The sequence below is a fragment of the Gordonia effusa NBRC 100432 genome, assembly GCF_000241305.1.
GTDB lineage: Bacteria > Actinomycetota > Actinomycetes > Mycobacteriales > Mycobacteriaceae > Gordonia > Gordonia effusa.
Map to the genome: position 1 here is coordinate 1 of NZ_BAEH01000064.1, position 19313 is coordinate 19313.

The 19313-nt window shown below is 62.1% G+C and carries 17 protein-coding genes and 1 pseudogene; 13 read left to right on the plus strand and 5 right to left on the minus strand.

All coding sequences use genetic code 11. The features are described 5' to 3' along the window. Nucleotides 1–418: pseudogene (locus GOEFS_RS23440) on the plus strand (oxygenase MpaB family protein); the annotation flags it as partial. Between the two features lie 111 nt (nt 419–529). Then, nucleotides 530–1756 (plus strand): alpha/beta hydrolase family protein, encoded by a 1227-nt coding sequence (locus GOEFS_RS11595; RefSeq protein ID WP_007318099.1) that lies wholly within the window; start codon nt 530–532, stop codon nt 1754–1756. Between the two features lie 3 nt (nt 1757–1759). On the opposite strand, the gene GOEFS_RS11600 is transcribed toward GOEFS_RS11595, so the two are convergent. Continuing rightward, nucleotides 1760–2134 (minus strand): DUF5997 family protein, encoded by a 375-nt coding sequence (locus tag GOEFS_RS11600; protein WP_007318100.1) that lies wholly within the window; start codon nt 2132–2134, stop codon nt 1760–1762. A gap of 33 nt (nt 2135–2167) precedes the next feature. Between GOEFS_RS11600 and GOEFS_RS11605 the strand changes: the two genes are divergently transcribed. From GOEFS_RS11605 to GOEFS_RS11625, 5 genes are all read left to right on the plus strand, one after another. Then, the gene (locus tag GOEFS_RS11605) at nt 2168–2887 is read left to right on the plus strand and encodes a LysR substrate-binding domain-containing protein (RefSeq protein WP_007318101.1); all 720 of its coding nucleotides are present in this window, start codon (nt 2168–2170) and stop codon (nt 2885–2887) included. A 68-nt stretch (nt 2888–2955) separates the two neighbouring features. Continuing rightward, the gene (gene dprE1 / locus GOEFS_RS11610; protein ID WP_007318102.1) at nt 2956–4413 is read left to right on the plus strand and encodes a decaprenylphosphoryl-beta-D-ribose oxidase; all 1458 of its coding nucleotides are present in this window, start codon (nt 2956–2958) and stop codon (nt 4411–4413) included. A gap of 30 nt (nt 4414–4443) precedes the next feature. Continuing rightward, nucleotides 4444–5205: a decaprenylphospho-beta-D-erythro-pentofuranosid-2-ulose 2-reductase gene (dprE2, locus tag GOEFS_RS11615; RefSeq protein ID WP_007318103.1), complete on the plus strand. Its 762-nt coding sequence runs from the start codon at nt 4444–4446 to the stop codon at nt 5203–5205. Between the two features lie 127 nt (nt 5206–5332). Next, nucleotides 5333–7264, plus strand: a complete 1932-nt coding sequence (locus GOEFS_RS11620) for a galactan 5-O-arabinofuranosyltransferase (protein ID WP_138917983.1) — start codon at nt 5333–5335, stop codon at nt 7262–7264. After that, nucleotides 7261–8049 (plus strand): MBL fold metallo-hydrolase, encoded by a 789-nt coding sequence (locus tag GOEFS_RS11625; protein ID WP_007318105.1) that lies wholly within the window; start codon nt 7261–7263, stop codon nt 8047–8049. The genes GOEFS_RS11620 and GOEFS_RS11625 overlap by 4 nt, the downstream gene beginning before the upstream one ends. Nucleotides 8050–8060: 11 nt before the next feature. On the opposite strand, the gene aroQ is transcribed toward GOEFS_RS11625, so the two are convergent. Beyond that, complete coding sequence (gene aroQ, locus GOEFS_RS11630) at nt 8061–8549, minus strand: type II 3-dehydroquinate dehydratase (protein WP_007318106.1); 489 nt, start codon at nt 8547–8549, stop codon at nt 8061–8063. A 23-nt stretch (nt 8550–8572) separates the two neighbouring features. On the opposite strand from aroQ, the gene GOEFS_RS11635 reads away from it, so the two are divergent. After that, nucleotides 8573–11965 (plus strand): arabinosyltransferase domain-containing protein, encoded by a 3393-nt coding sequence (locus GOEFS_RS11635; RefSeq protein ID WP_007318107.1) that lies wholly within the window; start codon nt 8573–8575, stop codon nt 11963–11965. Between the two features lie 9 nt (nt 11966–11974). Continuing rightward, nucleotides 11975–12619: a hypothetical protein gene (locus GOEFS_RS11640; protein WP_007318108.1), complete on the plus strand. Its 645-nt coding sequence runs from the start codon at nt 11975–11977 to the stop codon at nt 12617–12619. 4 nt (nt 12620–12623) lie between these two features. Here GOEFS_RS11640 and GOEFS_RS11645 read toward each other — a convergent pair whose 3' ends face one another. Together GOEFS_RS11645 and GOEFS_RS11650 are read right to left on the minus strand one after the other, a co-directional pair. After that, a complete protein-coding gene (locus GOEFS_RS11645) occupies nt 12624–13064 on the minus strand; it encodes a nitroreductase/quinone reductase family protein (RefSeq protein WP_007318109.1) in 441 nt (146 codons plus the stop codon). A 60-nt stretch (nt 13065–13124) separates the two neighbouring features. After that, the gene (locus tag GOEFS_RS11650; protein WP_007318110.1) at nt 13125–14186 is read right to left on the minus strand and encodes a zinc-dependent dehydrogenase; all 1062 of its coding nucleotides are present in this window, start codon (nt 14184–14186) and stop codon (nt 13125–13127) included. A 175-nt stretch (nt 14187–14361) separates the two neighbouring features. Between GOEFS_RS11650 and GOEFS_RS11655 the strand changes: the two genes are divergently transcribed. After that, a complete protein-coding gene (locus GOEFS_RS11655; RefSeq protein ID WP_040525002.1) occupies nt 14362–16359 on the plus strand; it encodes a PTS mannitol transporter subunit IICBA in 1998 nt (665 codons plus the stop codon). A gap of 28 nt (nt 16360–16387) precedes the next feature. Here the strand turns inward: GOEFS_RS11655 and GOEFS_RS23445 are convergent, their stop codons facing one another. Continuing rightward, nucleotides 16388–16789 (minus strand): DUF2550 family protein, encoded by a 402-nt coding sequence (locus tag GOEFS_RS23445; protein ID WP_007318112.1) that lies wholly within the window; start codon nt 16787–16789, stop codon nt 16388–16390. Nucleotides 16790–16939: 150 nt separating this feature from the next. Between GOEFS_RS23445 and GOEFS_RS22890 the strand changes: the two genes are divergently transcribed. From GOEFS_RS22890 to GOEFS_RS11675, 3 genes are all read left to right on the plus strand, one after another. Continuing rightward, nucleotides 16940–18214, plus strand: coding sequence for a hypothetical protein (locus GOEFS_RS22890; protein WP_007318113.1), 1275 nt, complete (start codon nt 16940–16942; stop codon nt 18212–18214). A gap of 103 nt (nt 18215–18317) precedes the next feature. Further along, nucleotides 18318–18509, plus strand: coding sequence for a hypothetical protein (locus GOEFS_RS11670; protein WP_007318114.1), 192 nt, complete (start codon nt 18318–18320; stop codon nt 18507–18509). 37 nt (nt 18510–18546) lie between these two features. Then, nucleotides 18547–19305, plus strand: coding sequence for a DeoR/GlpR family DNA-binding transcription regulator (locus GOEFS_RS11675; RefSeq protein WP_007318115.1), 759 nt, complete (start codon nt 18547–18549; stop codon nt 19303–19305). Nucleotides 19306–19313: the final 8 nt, after the last annotated feature.

Genomic DNA, 19313 nt, shown 5'->3' on the forward strand with positions numbered 1-19313 from the left:
TGGCGGTTTCCGCGACTCGATCCGAGTGCTGGCACATACCTCGGCAGCATTGTCGACACCCGACGAGACGTCGCCGCAATTGGCACGACCGATGGTCGAGGACCCGCTGAGCTGGAACTATCGGCATTTTCCACAGCTACGTCGTCGGATCGCGCGATCACAGCACCTGTCGATGAGCGCATTCTTCCTCGGCTCACGAGCGATGGCGCAACTCGGCCTGCCGACCCGGGTGCTGCCCTGGTACCCGATGCTGCGCATCCCGGTCAACACGATCCGTTCCGCGGCAGCCCTATTGCCGGGCGGTCGGCTGCGAGCGAGTCGAGTGGGCCGACGCAGCCAGGAACGCTTCATGGTGACGATGCTCGAAGCACCCGCGACGATCGGCGAGTCGACGCAGTTGGCGCACCACGCCGCATAGCTGTCCCGCCGGGGCGTGAAAATCGTCCGAATAGTTGGTCACCAAGGGCAGTTTGCCCTCGCCGGGGTCCTATTCGGACGATTTTCCCGCCGGGGTTTAAGCTCACCAATCGTGAGTGTTGTTAGTTCGCGTCATTTCTTCCGGCTCGGCGCGCTCGGCGTCGTCGTCCTAAGCGCAACCGTCGCCGTCGCACTGACCACGGCGGTCGCCAACGCCGAAAAACTTCCACCGACCGGCACACCGCAGTGGTCGGGTATGGATGTCCGCCACTACGACGGTCCGGTGCCAGCCAAAGCCGGCACTTTGATCAACCACGTGCCACTGCCCACCCGACTGTCGGTGCCGGCCGCGGGGTCGGCCTACCGCATCCACTACTCGACGCCGAACCAACACGGCGCGATGGCCACCAGCACGGGAATTGTGTTGCTACCCAAGGGAAAAGCGCCGTCGGGAGGATGGCCGGTCCTCGCCTGGGCGCACGGTACCGTGGGGCTCGGCGACGACTGCACGCCGTCGGCGCAACCACGAACCCAACGCGACTCCGACTACCTCTCCCACTGGCTGCGTCGCGGCTACGCCATCGTCGGGACCGACTACGTTGGGCTCGGTACGCCGGGCCTGATGAGTTATCTCAACGGTCGATCAGAAGCTCATTCCATCGTCGATTCGGTGAAAGCGCTTGGGCAGCTTGATGTTCCAGTGGCCAAACGGTGGGCCATCGTCGGGCAATCACAGGGCGCCGGCGCCGCGCTGAACGGTGCGCGCTATGCCACTGAGCTGTCGCGGGGAACCGGGCTCGACTACCGCGGCGTCGTCGCCACCGGCACTCCCGCCAACATCGAGCAGATCATCGCACTCGGCTCGCCGACGTTCCCGCCGGTCACGTTGCCGGCCGGGCTCAACACTTACGCGGCGTACATCATGGCCGGCTTCATCGACGCCCGTCCAGATCTGCACCCCGAACAGGTACTTACGCCGTACGGCAAGCGGATAGTCGCCCAGGCCCGCGAACTCTGCTACCCCGAGATGAGCGAACTCATGGACGGCAAACAACTCACCAAACTGTTCGCGCGACCGATCACGTCGATCCCCGGTGTCCGCCAAGCGCTCGCGGACTACATGGGCACGCCGGCCAGCGGCTATGACCGACCCATCTTCCTCGGCCAGGGCCTGCGTGACATCGACGTCCCGGCGCCGTCGGCGCTATCTCTCTACGCGCAGATGAAGGCGAACAACCAACCCGTCGAACTACACGTCTACCCCAGCCAGGACCACTCCGGCACCGTTTACGCGTCGATGGCGGATTCGACACCGTTCCTCGGTCGAATCCTGCACTGACACTTAGTCTTCCGACGCAGCCTTACGTTTACGGTCCTCTTCGCGTACTCGCTTCGCGGTCTCCCGTTCGTGGGCGAGCCAGTCCGGCATCTGATCCAGGAGCGTCTTGATCTGCTCGGTCGTCAGTGCGTCGGTGATTTCGTTGCGGGCCAGCGCGGTCACCGAAATGCCCAACTTGGCGGCGACCAAGTTCTTGGGGTGCGGACCGTTGCGACGCAACTCCTGCAACCACTCCGGTGGTTCCAATTCCAGGGCGGCGAGTTCTTCGCGAGTGATCGCATTCGCCTGGAAATCCGGCGGGGTGGCCGGCAGGTACACATCTAGCTTCTTGGCCGCGGTGAGCGGCTTCATCGCTTGCGGTGAGGGCTGCGAACTCATCGCACCAGCGTATCCGGCGGTACGGTAACGGTCGTGACCGCGCCCGCACCTCAGCCATTCCGGCTCGCCTACGTTCCAGGCGTCACGCCGACGAAATGGGTGCGGGTCTGGTCGGAGCGACGCAGCGAACCGATCGAATTGGTGGCCTGCGACAACACTGATCAGGCGCTCACACAGCTATCCGACGGCGGTGCGCACGCCGCCCTGGTCCGCGAGCCTCCGACATCGGCCGGGCTGACAGCCATCCCGCTGTACTCAGAGACGACCGTCGCCGTCGTCGAGAAGGAGCACGTCTTCACGGCGGTCACCGAAGTGACCCGTGCCGACCTTGCCGACGAACCGCTGCTAATTCCGCTCGACGATCCGTTGACCTGGTCCGACCGACCCGGAGTGCCCGTTGCCCACCAGCCGCCGACGGTGGGCGATGCGATCCAATTGGTAGCCGCTGGCACTGGATTGCTGCTGGTCCCGCAGTCACTCGCCCGCCTCCATCACCGCCGCGACGTCACCTTTCGTCCGGTCGACAACGCACCTAAAACACCCGTAGCGCTGGTATGGCTGCATACGTCCCCGCAGGTGGAAGAGTTCGTCGGCATCGTGCGCGGTCGTCGACCGAACTCATCACGTGGTCTTACCGAACCCCAACCGAAACGCACCGCGCGCCAAAAGACGCTGGCCAAACAGGCGGCCCGAGAAGCGGCCGGAAAGCACCCACCGTCGCCGCGAAAGCCGCGCCGACCACGCGGTCGATAGGGTCGCGATAGTCACATCGCGCAAGACCACACCCGGTTCTCAGGTACCCACAGGTATTCTCAAGCCCGATGTCTACCACCGAACAGACCCCCGACGCTCCGCTCGACGCCGCGTCCGACCTCCCCATCGAGACACGCCGACTGGTCGGCTGGTCGCGCACCACACCCATCGATGGACAGGTTCTGGAGACCAACGATGTCGAGGTCATCGCGAAAGCAGTCGCCCGCGTCGCAGACGATAATGCCGATAAGCCGACCTACCTTCAGCGCGGCGTGATCGCGCGTGGCCTGGGCCGCTCCTACAACGAGTCCGCGCAGAACAGCGGTGGCCTCACCATCGATATGACGCGGATCAATCGCATCCACAACATCGACGGCGAGACCGGGATCGTCGACGTCGACGCCGGCGTCAGCCTCGATCAGTTGATGCAGGTCGCGCTGCCTTTCGGCCTGTGGGTCCCGGTGCTGCCGGGTACTCGTCAGGTCACCATCGGCGGCGCCATCGCACACGATATCCACGGCAAGAACCACCACAGCCAGGGCAGTTTCGGCAACCACGTCACCGAGCTGACGCTGCTGGTCGCCGACGGACGCATCCTGACGCTCAAGCCGGGCGGCAGCTCCGACGACGCCAACGGCGAATTGTTCTGGGCAACGGTCGCGGGTATCGGCCTGACCGGCATCATCCTGCGCGCCAAGATCCAGATGAAGCGCACCGAGAGTGCCTATTTCATCGCTGACACCGCGCAGACTCACACTCTTCAGGAAACCCTCGACCTGCATCTGGACGACGGTTTCGAGGACGGCTACGAGTACGCGTCGGGTTGGTTCGACACCATCAGCGCACCACCGAAGCTCGGCCGGGGTACCTTCTCGCGCGGCAATCTGGCCAAGGTCGACGAGCTGCCGGAGAAGTACCGCAAGGATCCGCTGAGCTTCAACAACAAGCCGTTGATCACCTTCCCCGACGTCTTCCCGCGTGGACTCGCCAACAAACTGAGCTTCTCGATCGTCGGCGAGGCGTACTACCGAATCGGCCCGCCCAGCGAGGGCAAGGTCAAAAATCTCGCGCAGTTCTATCACATGCTCGACGTATTCGGTGACTGGAACAACGCCTACGGTCGCGGCGGCGGCTTCGCGCAGTACCAATTCATCGTGCCGACCGGCAACGAAGATGAGTTCACTCGCCTGATCGAGGATATTCAGGCATCGGGTCACGTCAGCTTCCTCAACGTGATCAAGCTGTTCGGCGACGGCAATAAGGCGCCGCTGAGTTTCCCGTTCAAGGGCTGGAATGTTTGCCTCGATTTCCCGATCAAGAGCGGGCTCGGACCGTTCCTCAATGAACTCGACGCTCGCGTGATGTCGATGGGCGGACGGCTCTACACCGCGAAGGATTCGCGGACGTCGGCGGCCAACTTCCACAAGATGTACCCGCAGATCGACTCGTGGATCGCGACTCGCCGCGGCATCGACCCGACCGGGGTGTTCATGTCCGACATGGGCCGCCGCCTCGAACTGAACTGACCTGACTTCCCACGTAAGGACTTTGACGACATGATCAACGCCGTAGGCGTACCGCAATCCATCCTCGTGCTCGGTGGCAGCTCCGAGATCGGCCTGGCGATCACCACCGAGTACCTGTCGCAGGGCGCTTCGCGCGTCGTGCTCGCGACTGTACCGGGTGACCCGGCCGCTGCCGCCGCAGTCGAGAAGATGAAGGCTGCCGGTGCGGTCACCGTCGAGCAGATCGACTTCGACGCCCTCGACACCGATTCGCACGGTGCTGTCATCGACAAGGCATTCGCCGGCGGTGACATCGACGTCGCCATCGTTGCCTTCGGTATCCAGGGCGACGACGAACAAGCCTGGCAGGATCAGAAGCTGGCCGTTCTGGAGGCGAAGATCAATTACACCGCGGCGGTTTCCGTTGGTGTGTTGGTCGGCGAGAAGTTCCGGGCACAGGGTCATGGCCAGATCATCGCGATGAGTTCGGTTGCCGGAGAACGAGTGCGCCGCAGCAACTTTGTCTACGGGTCGACCAAAGCCGGCCTGGACGGTTTCTACCTCGGACTCGGAGAAGCCTTGCGGCCCTTCGGTTCTCGTGTTCTTGTTGTACGTCCCGGTCAGGTCCGCACGCGGCTGTCAGCACATGTCAAAGAGGCTCCGCTCACGGTCGAGAAGGAAGTCGTGGCGAAACTCGCCGTCAACGCGGCGGCCAAGGGTAAGGAAATCGTCTGGGTCCCCGGACCGTTCCGCTACATCATGATGGTGCTGCGGCATATCCCGCGGCCGATCTTCCGGAAACTGCCGGTCTAACCCGAGCTATCCCACGCTTAAACCGGGGTTCGCGACAATTATTGTCGTGAGCCCCGGTTTTTCTGTGGGGTAGGAAGTCGCGCGGGCGGGGCTTCGCGAGACATGCCCGTGCACTAACCTCGACCCGGTGACGGCAACGCAGAAACCCGCTCCGGTGTCCACCCGATCGCGCCTCATCGATGCCGCCGGACTGATCGTCGCCGTCGTAGTTGGGGCAATCGTCGCTTACGTCGCGTTACTCGTCATTGGCAAGGTCGGCTGGCCCGCCTTCAATTCGTCCAATGTCACCCGAGCGCTGACCACGGTCGGACAGGCAGCGGCGATCGCGGTGCTGGTCGTCGCCGTCATCGCCTATCGTCTCCGGCGCTGGACGCCGGCGCTGCCTGTACTTTCCGCGGCCGGAATGGCCGGATTGGTGACGATCACCCTTGGCATGCCGCTCGGCGCGACGAAGCTCTACCTCGGCGGGCTGTCGGTCGATCAGCAATTCCGCACCGAGTACCTGACCCGGCTCACTGACTCACCCCATCTGGCGGATATGACCTACCACGGTCTGGCCCCGTATTACCCAGCCGGCTGGTTCTGGATGGGCGGACGCTTCGCCCAACTCGACGGCCTGCCAGGTTGGGAGGCGTACAAACCCTGGTCGATTCTGTCGATCGCGGTAGCCGCGGCTTTGGCGACCGCACTGTGGAACCGGATGATCGGCACCGATCGCGGAATCGCCGTCTCGCTTGCCGTCACCGTCGTGACGCTGATGTACGCCGCACCCGAGCCGTACGGCGCGGTCCTGATTCTGCTGGGTGTGCCGATGCTCGTAGTATTCGTCCACGCCTTGCGCGGCCCCGCGACATCGTGGCCCGCGGTGATCGCGTCCGGTCTCTTCATCGGCCTCTCCGCCACCTTCTACACGCTATTCACCGGACTCCTCGCTGGCATCACCATCCTGTTGACCCTGTGGTTCCTGATAGCCGGATGGCTGGCCACGTCGAATAAGGCGATGCCCGACGCCGATATTCGGGCGTTGCGTCGGAAGCTGGTTACCGGAGTCGTGGGACGTCTGGTCGTCATGGGCGCTATTGCCGGCGTCATAGCGCTACTAGCCTGGGCGCCTTACCTTTCCGACCGACTGTCAGCCACGGCGGCCAGTGGCGGTTCAGCCGAGCACTATCTCCCCGAATCCGGCTCGCTCTTCCCGATGCCGATGTTCGATTTTTCTCTCGTCGGCGTCCTGACATTGATCGGTCTGGTGTGGGTACTGCTGCGATTCCGGCAGCGCACCATCGCCCTGGCTTTCGCGGCCGCGATCGTCGGCGTGTACGTGGTAGTCGCACTCTCGCTACTGCGCACCGCGACCGGCAGCACCCTACTGTCTTTCCGACTGGGCCCGGTGCTCATCGCAATCCTTTCCGCCGCAGGCATATTCGGCGTCGCGGAGCTGGCACGCGCCGCGGTCGGTAAATTCGGCGATGTGCGCTTTGTCGTCGGCGCGCTTGGCGCGATCGTCGCCGTCGCGATGGCGCAGAGTGTGCCCGGCATGCTTAGCTCCGACGTCACCACCGCTTACACCGACACCGACGGCACCGGGGTGCGCGCCGATAAGAAGCCGGCCGGCGCGGAATCGTACTTCCCCAAGATTCATCAGATAATTCGTGAGCAGACCGGCAAACCCGCTGACAAGACGATCGTGCTCACCGCCGACTACGGCTTCCTCTCCCTTTACCCCTACTGGGGATTCCAGGGTTTGACATCGCACTACGCCAACCCACTTGCCGAATTCGACAAGCGCGCCAAGACAATTGAGCGCTGGTCGACGATCACCACCCCGGACGAGATGATCGCCGCGCTCGACAAGTCCCCGTGGACCGCACCGACAGTCTTCCTATTCCGTTACAGCGCCGATGGCTACACGCTCAAACTCGCCGAAGACGTCTACCCCAACGATCCCAACGTCCGCCGGTATACGGTGACGTATCAAAAGTCTGCCTTCGCCGATCCACGTTTCCGGGTTACCGAGGTAGGACCGTTCATACTCGTCGTCAGGGAGGGACACACATGAACCCGAAGGACTCCGCATCACCAGGCTCACGGTGCCAGATCACCAGCATCGAATCTGATTCCGGTACAGCACATTTCGTGTACACCGAGGTCTCCAACTGGACGATCCTGCAATCCGGCGACGATCTGACACTGATCGACGGCGGCTATCCCGGACAGGCCGGCCTGGTCGTCGAATCCATCCGGAAGATCGGCGGACGACCGGAAGCGATCGTCGGCGCGCTACTCACTCACGCGCATGTCGACCATATCGGCGGGTTGGCGAAACTCGCCCCCAAGTACGGATTCCCGGTCTATGCGGACGAACTCGAAGTAGGACACGCACGCCGCGACTACCTTCAGCAAGCGACTCCAGCCGACGTCGTACCGCTGGCGATGCACGGCCGTGGACTGCGCTGGCTGTCGAAGATCATCCCCCTTGGCGCGCTCAGCAAGACCGGAGTGACTGCGACACAAGCGTTTCCGGCGGCGGCGAATCCGCCCGCGCTAGATTTACCTGGTCGACCCGCTCCCGTGCCCGCACACGGACATACCAACGGGCACAGCGGGTTTCTGGTCGCCGACGGCGACGCACTCGTCTCCGGTGACGCACTCGTCAGCGCCCATATGACGTCGCCGCTGACCGGCCCCCAATGCCTATCCAAACACTTTCAGCACGACGTCGAAGCCAATCGCGCTGCGGTGCAATCCTTTACGTCTCTCGACGCGCAGATTCTGATGCCGGGGCACGGACCGCTCCTTCGGACGAGTGTGGCGCAAGCGGCGCGAGAAGCGTTGGCGCGGTAGGCGCTAGGTAACTATCGAAGTCGATCCCCTTCGTCACCACCCGCCAGCACCTCCGTCAAGAACTGAATAGCGTAGTCGTACCCCGCCACCCCCAGGCCGGCGATGGTTCCGACCGCGATCGGCGACACATAGGAGTGGTGGCGAAACGGCTCGCGCTTGGCGACATTGCTGATATGCACTTCGACGATCGGCACCTCGGGGATCAGCAGCGCATCGGCCAGCGCCACGGAGGTGTGGGTCCAGCCGCCCGGATTGATCACTATTCCGCTGACCGCACCGCGCGCCTGGTGGATCCAGTCGATCATCTGCCCCTCGTCGTTGGTCTGGGCGGCCCGCAGACCAAAGCCTCGTTCAGCGGCCCGACGTTCGGCCGATTCGACGATCTGCGCCAGCGTCGTCGAGCCGTAGACCTCCGGCTGTCGGGTACCCAGGGTATTGAGGTTGGGTCCGTTCAGCAGAAGGATCGGTAGCGGCTCGGTGGCAGCAGAATCAGCGGTCATCTGATCACCTTAAGTCAGGTGCGATGGCGCAACCGATACCATTTCCCCTTGTGCCACCCCTGACAGCGAGAGCCAACACCGTAGGACGTGCCAAGCTAGTCGCCATCATCACGGGGTTACTCGGCCTCTTTATGGCATTGGCCACTCCACTCATGCCGGTATCGCAGACCACCGCCGAGCTGTCCTGGCCGCAAAACGGGATGATCCGCGGCGTCGAGGCCCCCCTGGTCAGCTACGTGCCCATCGACATGACCGCGTCGATTCCCTGCTCCGCGGTGAATCAGTTGGCCACTGGCTCCGCCGCCAGCGACTCGAAATCCGTCCTTCTGTCGACTCTGCCGAAACAAGCCGAGAAATCCTCTGACCGCGGCCTGTTCATCCGCACCACCGGCACCTCTGCCGATGCCCCCGACGCCCGATCTGTCGAAGTGGTCATCCGCAACACGCCCCTGGTCTCGGCGACCTTCGCCCAACTGCGCGCCCAGCCATGCACTCGCATCGACGTGAAAGCCAGCGCCGACGAGGTTCGCGCCGAATTTGTGGGGATGCGCACCGACGACGGCAAACCACTCGTGGGCAGCACCGTCGGTCGGGAGTCCGAACACTACGATTCCGACCAGCGGCCCCAGGTGACCGGCATCTTCACCGACCTGTCCGGACCGTCGAGTTCGCTCGCCGGACTAACCGCGCATGTCACCATCGATTCGCGCTACAACACCGCACCGACGATCCTGAAGTGGCTCGTCCTGATCGTCGGCGTGCTGGCCACCCTGCTGTCGTTGGCCTCGCTGGCGGTCTTGGACTCAACGGACGGCCGCAAACACCGTCGCATCTTCCCCGCACGCTGGTGGCGCCTGAACCCGCGTGACTACGCCGTCCTCGGCGCTCTGCTGATTTGGCATTTCATCGGCCCGAACACCTCCGACGACGGCTACCTGTTGACGATGTCGCGGGTGGCCCCCGACAGCGGCTACACCGCGAACTACTTCCGTTGGTTCGGAGCGCCCGAAGCACCGTTCGGTTGGTATTACCAAATATTCGGCTGGCTTTCGCATATCAGTCTGGCCAGCCCCTGGCTTCGACTACCCGCTTTGCTGTGCGGAATGATCTGCTGGCTGATCGTCAGCCATGAGGTACTGCCAAGGCTTGGCCGCGCTGCTGGTCGCGCATCGGTCGGCTGGACGTCGGCCTTCGTATTCCTCGCTATGTGGTTCCCGTTCAACAACGGTCTTCGCCCCGAGCCGATTATCTGTCTCGGCGCGTTGCTTACCTGGTGCTCGGTGGAACGCGCGATCGCGACCGGGCGACTGCTGCCGGCCGCACTCGCCTGCCTCATCGGTGCGTTTAGCCTCGCAGCGGGGCCGACCGGCCTCCTCGCCGTGGCCGCGCTCGTCGCCGGTGCCCGGCCGATGATCCTCTCAATTATCAAACGCGCCAAGGTAATCCATGGTGCGAGCGGTGGATCTATCTGGACGTCGTATCTCGCTTTGCTGGCCCCCATTCTCGCGGCGGGCACGTTCGTTATTTTCGTCGTATTCCAGAATTTGACTCTCACGTCCTTCCTGGACGCGTCGGCGATGAAGACAGCTCTCGGACCGTCGCTGCACTGGTATAACGAAATCGACCGCTACTCTTCGCTTTTCGCGTTCTCCGCCGACGGCTCCATCGCACGTCGATTTGCCGTGTTGGCCATGCTGCTGTCATTGGTCGCGTCGGGTCTGGTGATGATCCGACGTTCACGCATTCCGGGTACGGCACTGGGACCGTCGCGGCGAATCGTCGGAATCACGTTCGCCTCCTTGCTCTTTCTGATGTTCACGCCAACCAAGTGGACACATCACTTCGGCGTCTTCGCGGGTCTGGGTGCGGCGCTGGCCGCCATCGCCGCGGTCGCGATGGGGCACAGCGTGCTGCATTCACGACGCAATCGCACGATTTTCGCGGCGCTCACACTCTTCATCGCGGGACTCGCGTTCACCGCGCCCAATTCGTTCTATTACTCGTCGGCGTGGGGAATGCCTTGGGGCGTAGAACAAGTCGTGCTCGGCGTCAACCTGGCGAACCTATTCTTGTACGCCGCATTGCTTCTGCTGCTCCTCGCGCTGTGGTTCCACTTCCGCGAACCATTCACCGGACGCGACCCAGCCGACGTCGAATCCGGTCGGCCCGACGCCGAACCCGGTAGGCGCCACGCGCTCTGGACCACTTTGCGCAGTGCTCCGCTCGCTTATGTCGCGGCGGCGATCGTGCTGTTCGAAATGGTCACCGCATTATTCGCCGGTATCCAGCAGAGCAATTCCTATTCGGTGCCGCGGACAAACCTCGAAGCCTTGACGGGCAAGGAATGCGGCATGGCTGACAAGGTCTACGTCGAAACCGATCCGAGTAACTATCTGTTGTCACCGGTCGACAAGACGCTGCCCGACCCTCTGTTCGGGCCCAAAACTGGTGGATCGTCCAAGTCGTCGGGCTTTAGTGCCAACGGACTCCCCGAAGAACTCAGCGCTACCGCGTCGGCCGGCTCCCTCGGAGTGCTAGCCGGTGCGGCACAAGCCGATCCGGATATCTTGAACGCCAACACGGCCAACACCGGTGGTGGCGAAATCGCCAAGCCAGGAATCAATGGTTCGGTGGCGCAGCTCCCGTTCCTTCTCGATCCGGCGCGGACTCCGGTGCTGGGCAGCTATTCGGAGGATGCGCAGATGCCGGCGTATCTGACGACAGGCTGGTATGCCCTTCCGAAAGATTTTCGCTCGCATCAGTTGCTGACGTTCTCGGTGGCCGGCTGGTTCAACACACCCGACCTACAGCTGGAATACACCACCGGCACCGTCGGAGCGAACACTCGGGACGGTGACCTGACCAAGGCGGGCACGATTGACATGATCGATCCCGGCCCGCGACCGTCGTGGCGCAATGTACGGCTGACCACCGATCAGATCCCGGCTGACGCTACCGCCGTACGCATCGTGGCGAAGGACGAGAACCTGTCGAAGGATCAATTCATGGCGGTGACTCCGCCACGGCTACCCGACCTGCGCTCGCTGGAAGACGTTGTGGGACGGACAGATCCGGTCCACATCGACTGGACGTCGGGGCTGGTGTTCCCGTGTCAGCGCCCCTTCAACCACCACAACGGTGTGGCCGAGATTCCGAAGTGGCGGATCAAGCCGGGCGCCGATCTCGCGGCTGCGGTCTCCGCGTGGCAGGCAGCCGACGGCGGCGGCCCGATCGGTTGGCTTGAGGTGTCGCAACAGGCTGATTCGCTGGCCACGTACTTGATCGGCGACCTCGGCCGCGATTGGGGATCGTTGGAGAAATACACCCCGTACGGAGACGTCGGCACGCTGGCCGAAATCACCACCGGCACCGCGACGCGCAGCGGGCTGTGGGCCCCAGCACCGATCCGGTACTAGTCTCGGCACATGAGCTACGACCTCTGGCTGATACCCGAGCAGCACTGTGACACCGCGACATCCGCGCGTGATTACGCGCTTGCACAAGATGAGGCCAACGAGCCGGGAACCGACGTCGCCGAGGGCCTGGCCGCGGCAATCAGCGCGCTGGACGCACCCCTCGAGGAGGAGGCGGGGTTTCTGTCCCTGTTCCCGCTCGACGGTACCGGCGGCGCTGTCTTTGTTCCGTCGCCGTGGTCAGCTATCCAGCAAGCCCGCGATATCGTTGTGCCACAGGCATTTTCCGTCGGCTACGGCGTCTACGATCCGCAGCTCGACATTGTGCTCGATCCACGCGAGGCACGCGCCGGCCACCTGATGACCTCGAACGAGGGCACCTTCCCCACTCTTACCCGCGGGCTTGTCGAACACTTCGCACGCGCGATGAAGGTCAAGGATTTCGTGATCATCGAGACCGCCGACGAGGTCTATATACAGTCCCAGCGAACCGACGTCGGGGCATACGACCTCGAATACCGGGACGGATCGTCAGACCGTCATTTCGGCACCGAGGTCGCGAGCCCGGACGATGTGGTCGAGGCGATGCTCGAATGGCTGGCAGGCAATGTAGCTGCCTACCAACGACATTCGTGGCGCAAACTCGACTTGGGGTAGCTGACTACCGCGGCGTGCAGATCACCACCGGGATGTCCCGTTTGGTGTTGAGCTGATAACCCGCGTACATGCGGTACGCCTTGACAATCTGCGGCCAAAGCACCGCCTTCTCGTCGGCCGACGCGGTGCGCGCGGTCATCGGCCGGGTGTCTTTACCGATGGTCACCTCGACGTCGGGATTGACGGCCAAGTTCTTGTACCAGTCCGGGTGATCGGAGTGGCCGCCCTTCGACGCCACGACAACCAACCGATCGGGCGCATACAGCGGCGCGGTCAGCATGGTGCTGCGCCGAAGTTGGGATTTACGTCCGATCGTGTGCAACTCGAGCGTCTGCATTCGCGCCAACCGCTTGGGAAAGCGGCCGCCGGTCAGCTTGAGCACAATTCGATGCCCGGTCTCGAGCATCCACGCGCCGATTTCGATCGCGAAGTCGGGTATACGCATATCTTAGCCTCCTGAGGGTCTAACTGTCTGGGTCAGTATCCCTCACGAGGTCGCCGAGGGCTAGCCGGGCTCGACGGTGACCTTGATCGCCGAGCCCTCCTTCACCACCGCGAACGCTTCGAGCGCGTCATCGAGCGGGATATGCCGGGTGATGAGATCTTTCACCGGGACCTGGCCGGTGGAGATGTACTCCAGGGCGCGCTTGTTGTGTTCGGGCGCCGAGCCATTGGCGCCGTGGATATGCAACTGGCGGTAGTGAACGATATTCGAATCGCAGGTGATGGTCGGATCAGTTTTGGGCAACCCGCCGAAGAAGGAGATCCGGCCGTTTCGGGCGGCCATCGAAATCGCCTGCTCCTGAGCAACATTCGCGGCCGTCGCGGTGATGATTACGTCCGCGCCACGACCATCGGTCAGTTCCATGACGCGTTCGATCACATCGACTTTGGATCCGTCGATGATTTCGTCGGGAGACACGGCATCGGCCGACATCTGCAAGCGGCCGGCGTTGACATCCACCAGATAGACGGGCCCCGCTTTGTGGACGCCCCGCGCGATGCGAATATGCATACATCCGATGGGACCGGCGCCGAAAACCACGACCGTATCCCCCTCTTCGATTCCGAGTAGTTCCTGTGCGTTGATGGCACACGCGAACGGTTCGGCGGCAGATGCCTCGTCGAAACCGACATTGTCTGGGACACGGTTCAGACCGTCAACTTTGAGTACCTGCCGCGGGACGATCATGTACTCCGCGAACCCACCGTCGTACTGGTAGCCAATCGACGTCTGGTTCTGACAGACAGCCATCCAGCCCTTCCGGCATTCGTGACAGTCCCCGCAGGGCACCGCCGCGATCACCTGGACACGGTCACCAACCTGCCAGTTCGCCCCGAAGGTGCCGTTGACATCGGCGCCGATTTCGACGATCTCTCCGGCAACCTCGTGTCCGAGCGTGCGCGGCGGCGTGAGGTTCTGGTGGCCGTTCCCGTAGATCTTGACGTCGGTGCCGCATGTCGAACAGTTGCGGACCCGAATCTTGACCTCGTCGCGGCCGCATGTCGGTTCGGGTACATCTTCGAGGCGAACGTCCTCGGGTGCGTAGAACCGTAGTGCCTTCATAGTGATGTGCCTCTCATAGACGGATGCTGATGTGTGCACTCTATCGGTCATTCGGGCATAAATCCACTCCGATATGTGCCCATTTATAGCCGATTGCTTGCATTCCTGACCGTTTATGTGTCTACTTGAGTATGTGACCGGCATCACGGTCGTGGTTCAAGCGGAGGTAGCTCTCATGTCCGGAGTAGACAATCCGACGTCGCGCGGCGGTCTGCGCGTACGCGTCCAGAAGTTCGGCACGGCATTGTCGAATATGGTCATGCCCAATATCGGCGCGTTCATCGCGTGGGGCCTGCTGACCGCACTATTCATCGAGTCGGGCTGGTTGACCGGCATCTTTACCGGCTTGGACGATCCCAACGGGTGGGTCGCGAAGATCGGCGGTTGGGGTGCATACGACGGCGCCGGCATCGTGACGCCGATGATCACCTACCTGTTGCCCATCCTCATCGGATACTCCGGCGGGCGAATGGTCCACGGCAATCGCGGTGCCGTCGTCGGCGCGATCGCGACCGTCGGCGTCATCACCGGCTCTGACGTTCCGATGTTCATGGGTGCGATGATCATGGGTCCGCTCGGCGGCTGGCTGATGAAGAAGCTCGACGATCTGTGGTCAGGGAAAATCAAGCCGGGCTTCGAGATGCTGGTGGACAACTTCTCCGCTGGAATCCTCGGCCTCTTGCTTGCCATCGTGGGCTTCTTCGGCGTCGGGCCGATCGTTTCGGGATTCACCCGCGCGGCGGGCAACGCTGTCGACTTCCTCGTCAACCACGACCTTCTGCCGCTGACGTCGATCTTCATCGAACCGGCGAAAGTGCTGTTCCTCAACAACGCGATCAACCACGGCGTACTGACTCCACTGGGTACCGCGCAAGCCGCCGAAACCGGCAAATCCATCCTGTTCCTATTAGAGACCAATCCGGGCCCCGGTTTGGGAATCCTGTTGGCGTACACCTTCTTCGGCAAGGGCCCAGCGCGCGCGTCGGCACCCGGAGCCGCCATCATCCAGTTCTTCGGCGGCATCCACGAGATCTACTTCCCCTATGTCCTGATGAAGCCGCGACTGATCCTCGCCGCGATCCTCGGCGGCATGACCGGCGTTTTCATCAACGTGCTCTTCGGCTCCGGGTTGCGCGCACCGGCCGCGCCAGGATCGATTATCGCGATCTACGCGCAGACGCCGGCTGACAGTTTCCTCGGCGTGACGCTGTCGGTGATCGGGGCAACCGCGGTATCGCTGCTCACCGCGACCTTCCTATTGAAGATCGACCACTCCGAAGAGATGCCGGATCTCGCGGCGGCCACCGCCGGGATGGAGGCGATGAAGGGTAAGAAGTCCAGTGTGTCGGCAATGCTGACCGGCGACGGTTCACGTGGCCCGATCACCGATATCGTCTTCGCCTGCGACGCCGGGATGGGATCGTCGGCAATGGGCGCCTCGGTGTTGCGGCGCAAGATTCAGAAGGCCGGCTACGGCGATGTCACCGTGGTGAACCAGGCGATCTCCAACCTCGAAGACACTCACGATCTCATCGTCACGCATAAGGACCTCACCGACCGAGCGCGCCAATCCACGCCGTCGGCGTTGCACATCTCGGTGGATGACTTCATGTCCAGTCCACGATATGACGAGATCGTCGAACTACTCGGCAAGACGAACTCCCCGGGTTCTGAATCGGCTGCACCACAAGAGGATTCAGGATCTACTCCGCCGTCGACCGGTGGTGGCGTCGCCACCGCGACGGCTCCCGCGCAGCAGGCACTCGCCCTGGAATCTATCGTGCTGCACGGCACGGCGACTACCCGCGATGCTGCCATCGACGAGGCCGGGCGACTACTTGTGGAGTGCGGAGCGGTCGAGGAATCGTATGTCGCGGCGATGCATGAGCGGGAGAAGTCGGTGGCCACCTTTATGGGCAATGGCCTGGCGATCCCACATGGCACCAACGAGGCCAAGAGCGCGATCGTCCGCACCGGCTTGTCCTTCGTCCGCTACGACAACCCGATCGACTGGAAGGGTAAGCCGGCCGAGTTCGTTATCGGTATCGCCGGGGCGGGAAAGGACCACCTCGCGTTACTGAACAAGATTGCCAAGGCCTTCCTCAAGGCCGAGGACGTAGATCGGTTGCGTGCCGCGCAGACGGCAGACGAGATTCGCGACATCCTCTCCTGAGAGCGACGTATCGGCTTGTGCGTGCGTGTTACCGATTTCGAGAGTCCAGCCACGACTGCAACTCCGTGGCTGTACCAGGTTCCAATGCCAACTCGAACCCTAACGATCCCGAGCGCATACTTACGACAACGACCTCAATACCGGCGTGGAACATCGCCTGCTCGGTCTCACTCGCCTCGCGTCGACCAACCATCTCAAGCGAGAGTCGGTCGTAGGCCTGCCGGTTTCCATCAGTGTCATACAACTCGGCACGCTTTTCGGCTAAGGCGATCGCGCCGGGCTTCCAGCCCTCGTCTTGATCGACAGGCAGAGACCGAAATAGCACTGCGGCACTGCCGCGGATCCTGCGGATGCGGCGAATCACCATTGGCGCTAGGAGCGGCACGCAAATGACCAATCCAATGGCAAATACCAGCAGCGTAAGCAGCACATGGCCTCCTCGATAGACATCAGCCCTCCCCGATCGTCCCTTAGATCTTGAGCAGGTTGTAGTTCGCGTGAATGACGGACATGCCGCTGGCGCGTTTACGATAGCGAAATATAGGATGAGAGAGGACGTCGACTCAGAGAGATTTCGAGCATGAGACGATTTAATACCGAATATTCCGCACGCGATCAATGCTATGCGCTCGGAACCGAGTCCCCGACGAAGCAGTTCTATCTTGCCATTCCCGTCAGCACCGCAAGCGTAGAATACAACGAGTATTACACTCTGTCCGAAGGCGAATACCGACACTTTATGGACAGCCGTGAGGCGGCAATCACATTTGCGGACGAGTGCCGGATCCGTGAGCATGATGATCGATTAATCATCAAACCGGGAAGCAATCGTGGTGCACCAATCTGGCCGATTCGGCCGACTCGCGGGGGGGCGGTCAAGAATCATATAAACGCGGCCGAAGGTCATTCGTACACTTCAAACACTTCGTCAGTTTCCATTGTCCGCACCGGCCCCAAGTCGAACACGCCGCAAATCACCGACGCGGCACTCCTCACGATTGGACTGGTCGCCGGACTAATTCTCTATCTGATGAGCGTCGAATGGTGGTACTTAGTTGTTCTGATCGTTCTTGGCCTCGGTATCCTGCAGGGCATTTCACTGATTCGAGCCAGATCGGCAATCGGAGAGCCGCTGATTACTGTCGGCTCTCCGGGAATCCAATCGAAGGATTTTTTGCTGCCGTGGGACCGAGTAGTTGCGATGGAGTTCACCTTTACCAAGACTGAATACTTGCGCAACGACCCCACTAAGACCAAGGCCACTGATCGCGCCGTCAACTCTCTAGTTGTGACCTCGAAAGACCGCGACGACAACGGCCGCCCTCTTCAGTACGGCACCACCCTCCGTGGCAACTATTCTGACAACTACAACGAATTTCGCGACGCCGCCCAGCACTTTTCCCCTCGGATCCAGTTCAGAACCGAGATTGTCAGCGCTGACTACGCTGTCCATACCGGCCAGGTGGAAAAATTGTTGGAAGAACTGAAGCAAAGCGGACAGATCGTCATTCGAGATCGACGCTCCCGCCCTACGGGCGTAGCACTGAGCGCCGACGGTTTCACCAATGAAGGTTCAACTATCCGTTGGACGGATGCCTCGGCCGTTATCGCTTACACGTACGTGCACACCACCCAGACAAGTCTCGGCGACGCGACTTCGCGAAAGCCACGCCTGTCCATTCTGCAGACGAAGCAGGATTCGTCCGGAAAGCTCATTCCGTTCCGATTCGGGTTTCTCGGGTTCGATTACGTCAGCTACGGATCCGATTGGTTGCCCACGATCGAAGAACTCGCGGTAGTCGTGGAGCGGGTTGCGCCCCACATTCGATTCGTTGACCAGCGAACGAGCGGTTGAAGACCAGCGTGTCATTCGTTCAATGCAGCGCGCGCCTATAGCGGGCTATAATTGCCTTTGGTTCAGTAACGCGCGGCCGACAACAAACACGTGAGGGAGCGGCATGGACAGGGCAAGAGCTGAAAAAGTCAACCGGGGCATCAACTGGGTCTACATCGTGGTGGGGGTGATCGCTGGTGTCGCGCTTCTAGCCATGGGCAGCTACCTGTGGGGCGTAATCGCGTTCGCCGCGGGTGGCCTCTTGTTTCTGTTCAACCAGCGCAGCCTGAAGAGGACCAACACCACTGGGGAGTAGCGCGCTCAAACGCCCCTGCCGAGTAGCGTGATCTTCCGTGGATTCCGAGACGCGGCAACGTCAGATCGTCGAGTTCGCCCGAACTCGTGGGCGGGTCGAGGTGATCTCACTGGCCGACGAGTTGGATGTCGCGAGTGAGACGATCCGTCGGGATCTCAAAGCGCTCGCAACACGACGTCTACTCAAACGGGTACACGGCGGCGCGGTTCCGCTGGAGACAGCCGCATTCGAATCCGGTCTCGAATACCGCAGTCAGGTGGATCTGGCGCAGAAGCATCGGATCGCGGCGGCGGCCGCCGACCAGTTGCACGGCGCCGAAACGGTCTATCTCGACGAGGGATTCACACCACGCCTGATCGCCGAACAACTAGCCGATCAGCAACTGACAGTGGTCACGTCATCGCTACTCGCCGCCGAGGCACTGGCGCACAGCTCGACGGTGACAGTACTCATGCTCGGCGGACGGCTGCGCGGACGGACCCTCGCCACGGTCGACAACTGGGCGGTGGAACGACTGAGCGGACTCGTCGTCGATGTCGCCTATCTCGGTACCAACGCGATATCCCTGGACCACGGACTCACTACGTCAGACCCAGCGGTCGCCGCGATAAAAGGCACAGCCGTTCGAGTTGCGCACCGATCGATCCTGGTTGCCGCGCATTCGAAATTCGGACAGAACAATTTCTGCCGGTTCGCAGAGCTGGCCGATATCGAAACGATTGTCACCGGCTCCGAACTCGATGCCCAGATCGCGGCGAAATACGAGGCGACGGGTCCGTCGGTGCTGCGAGTGTGACGCGGCTT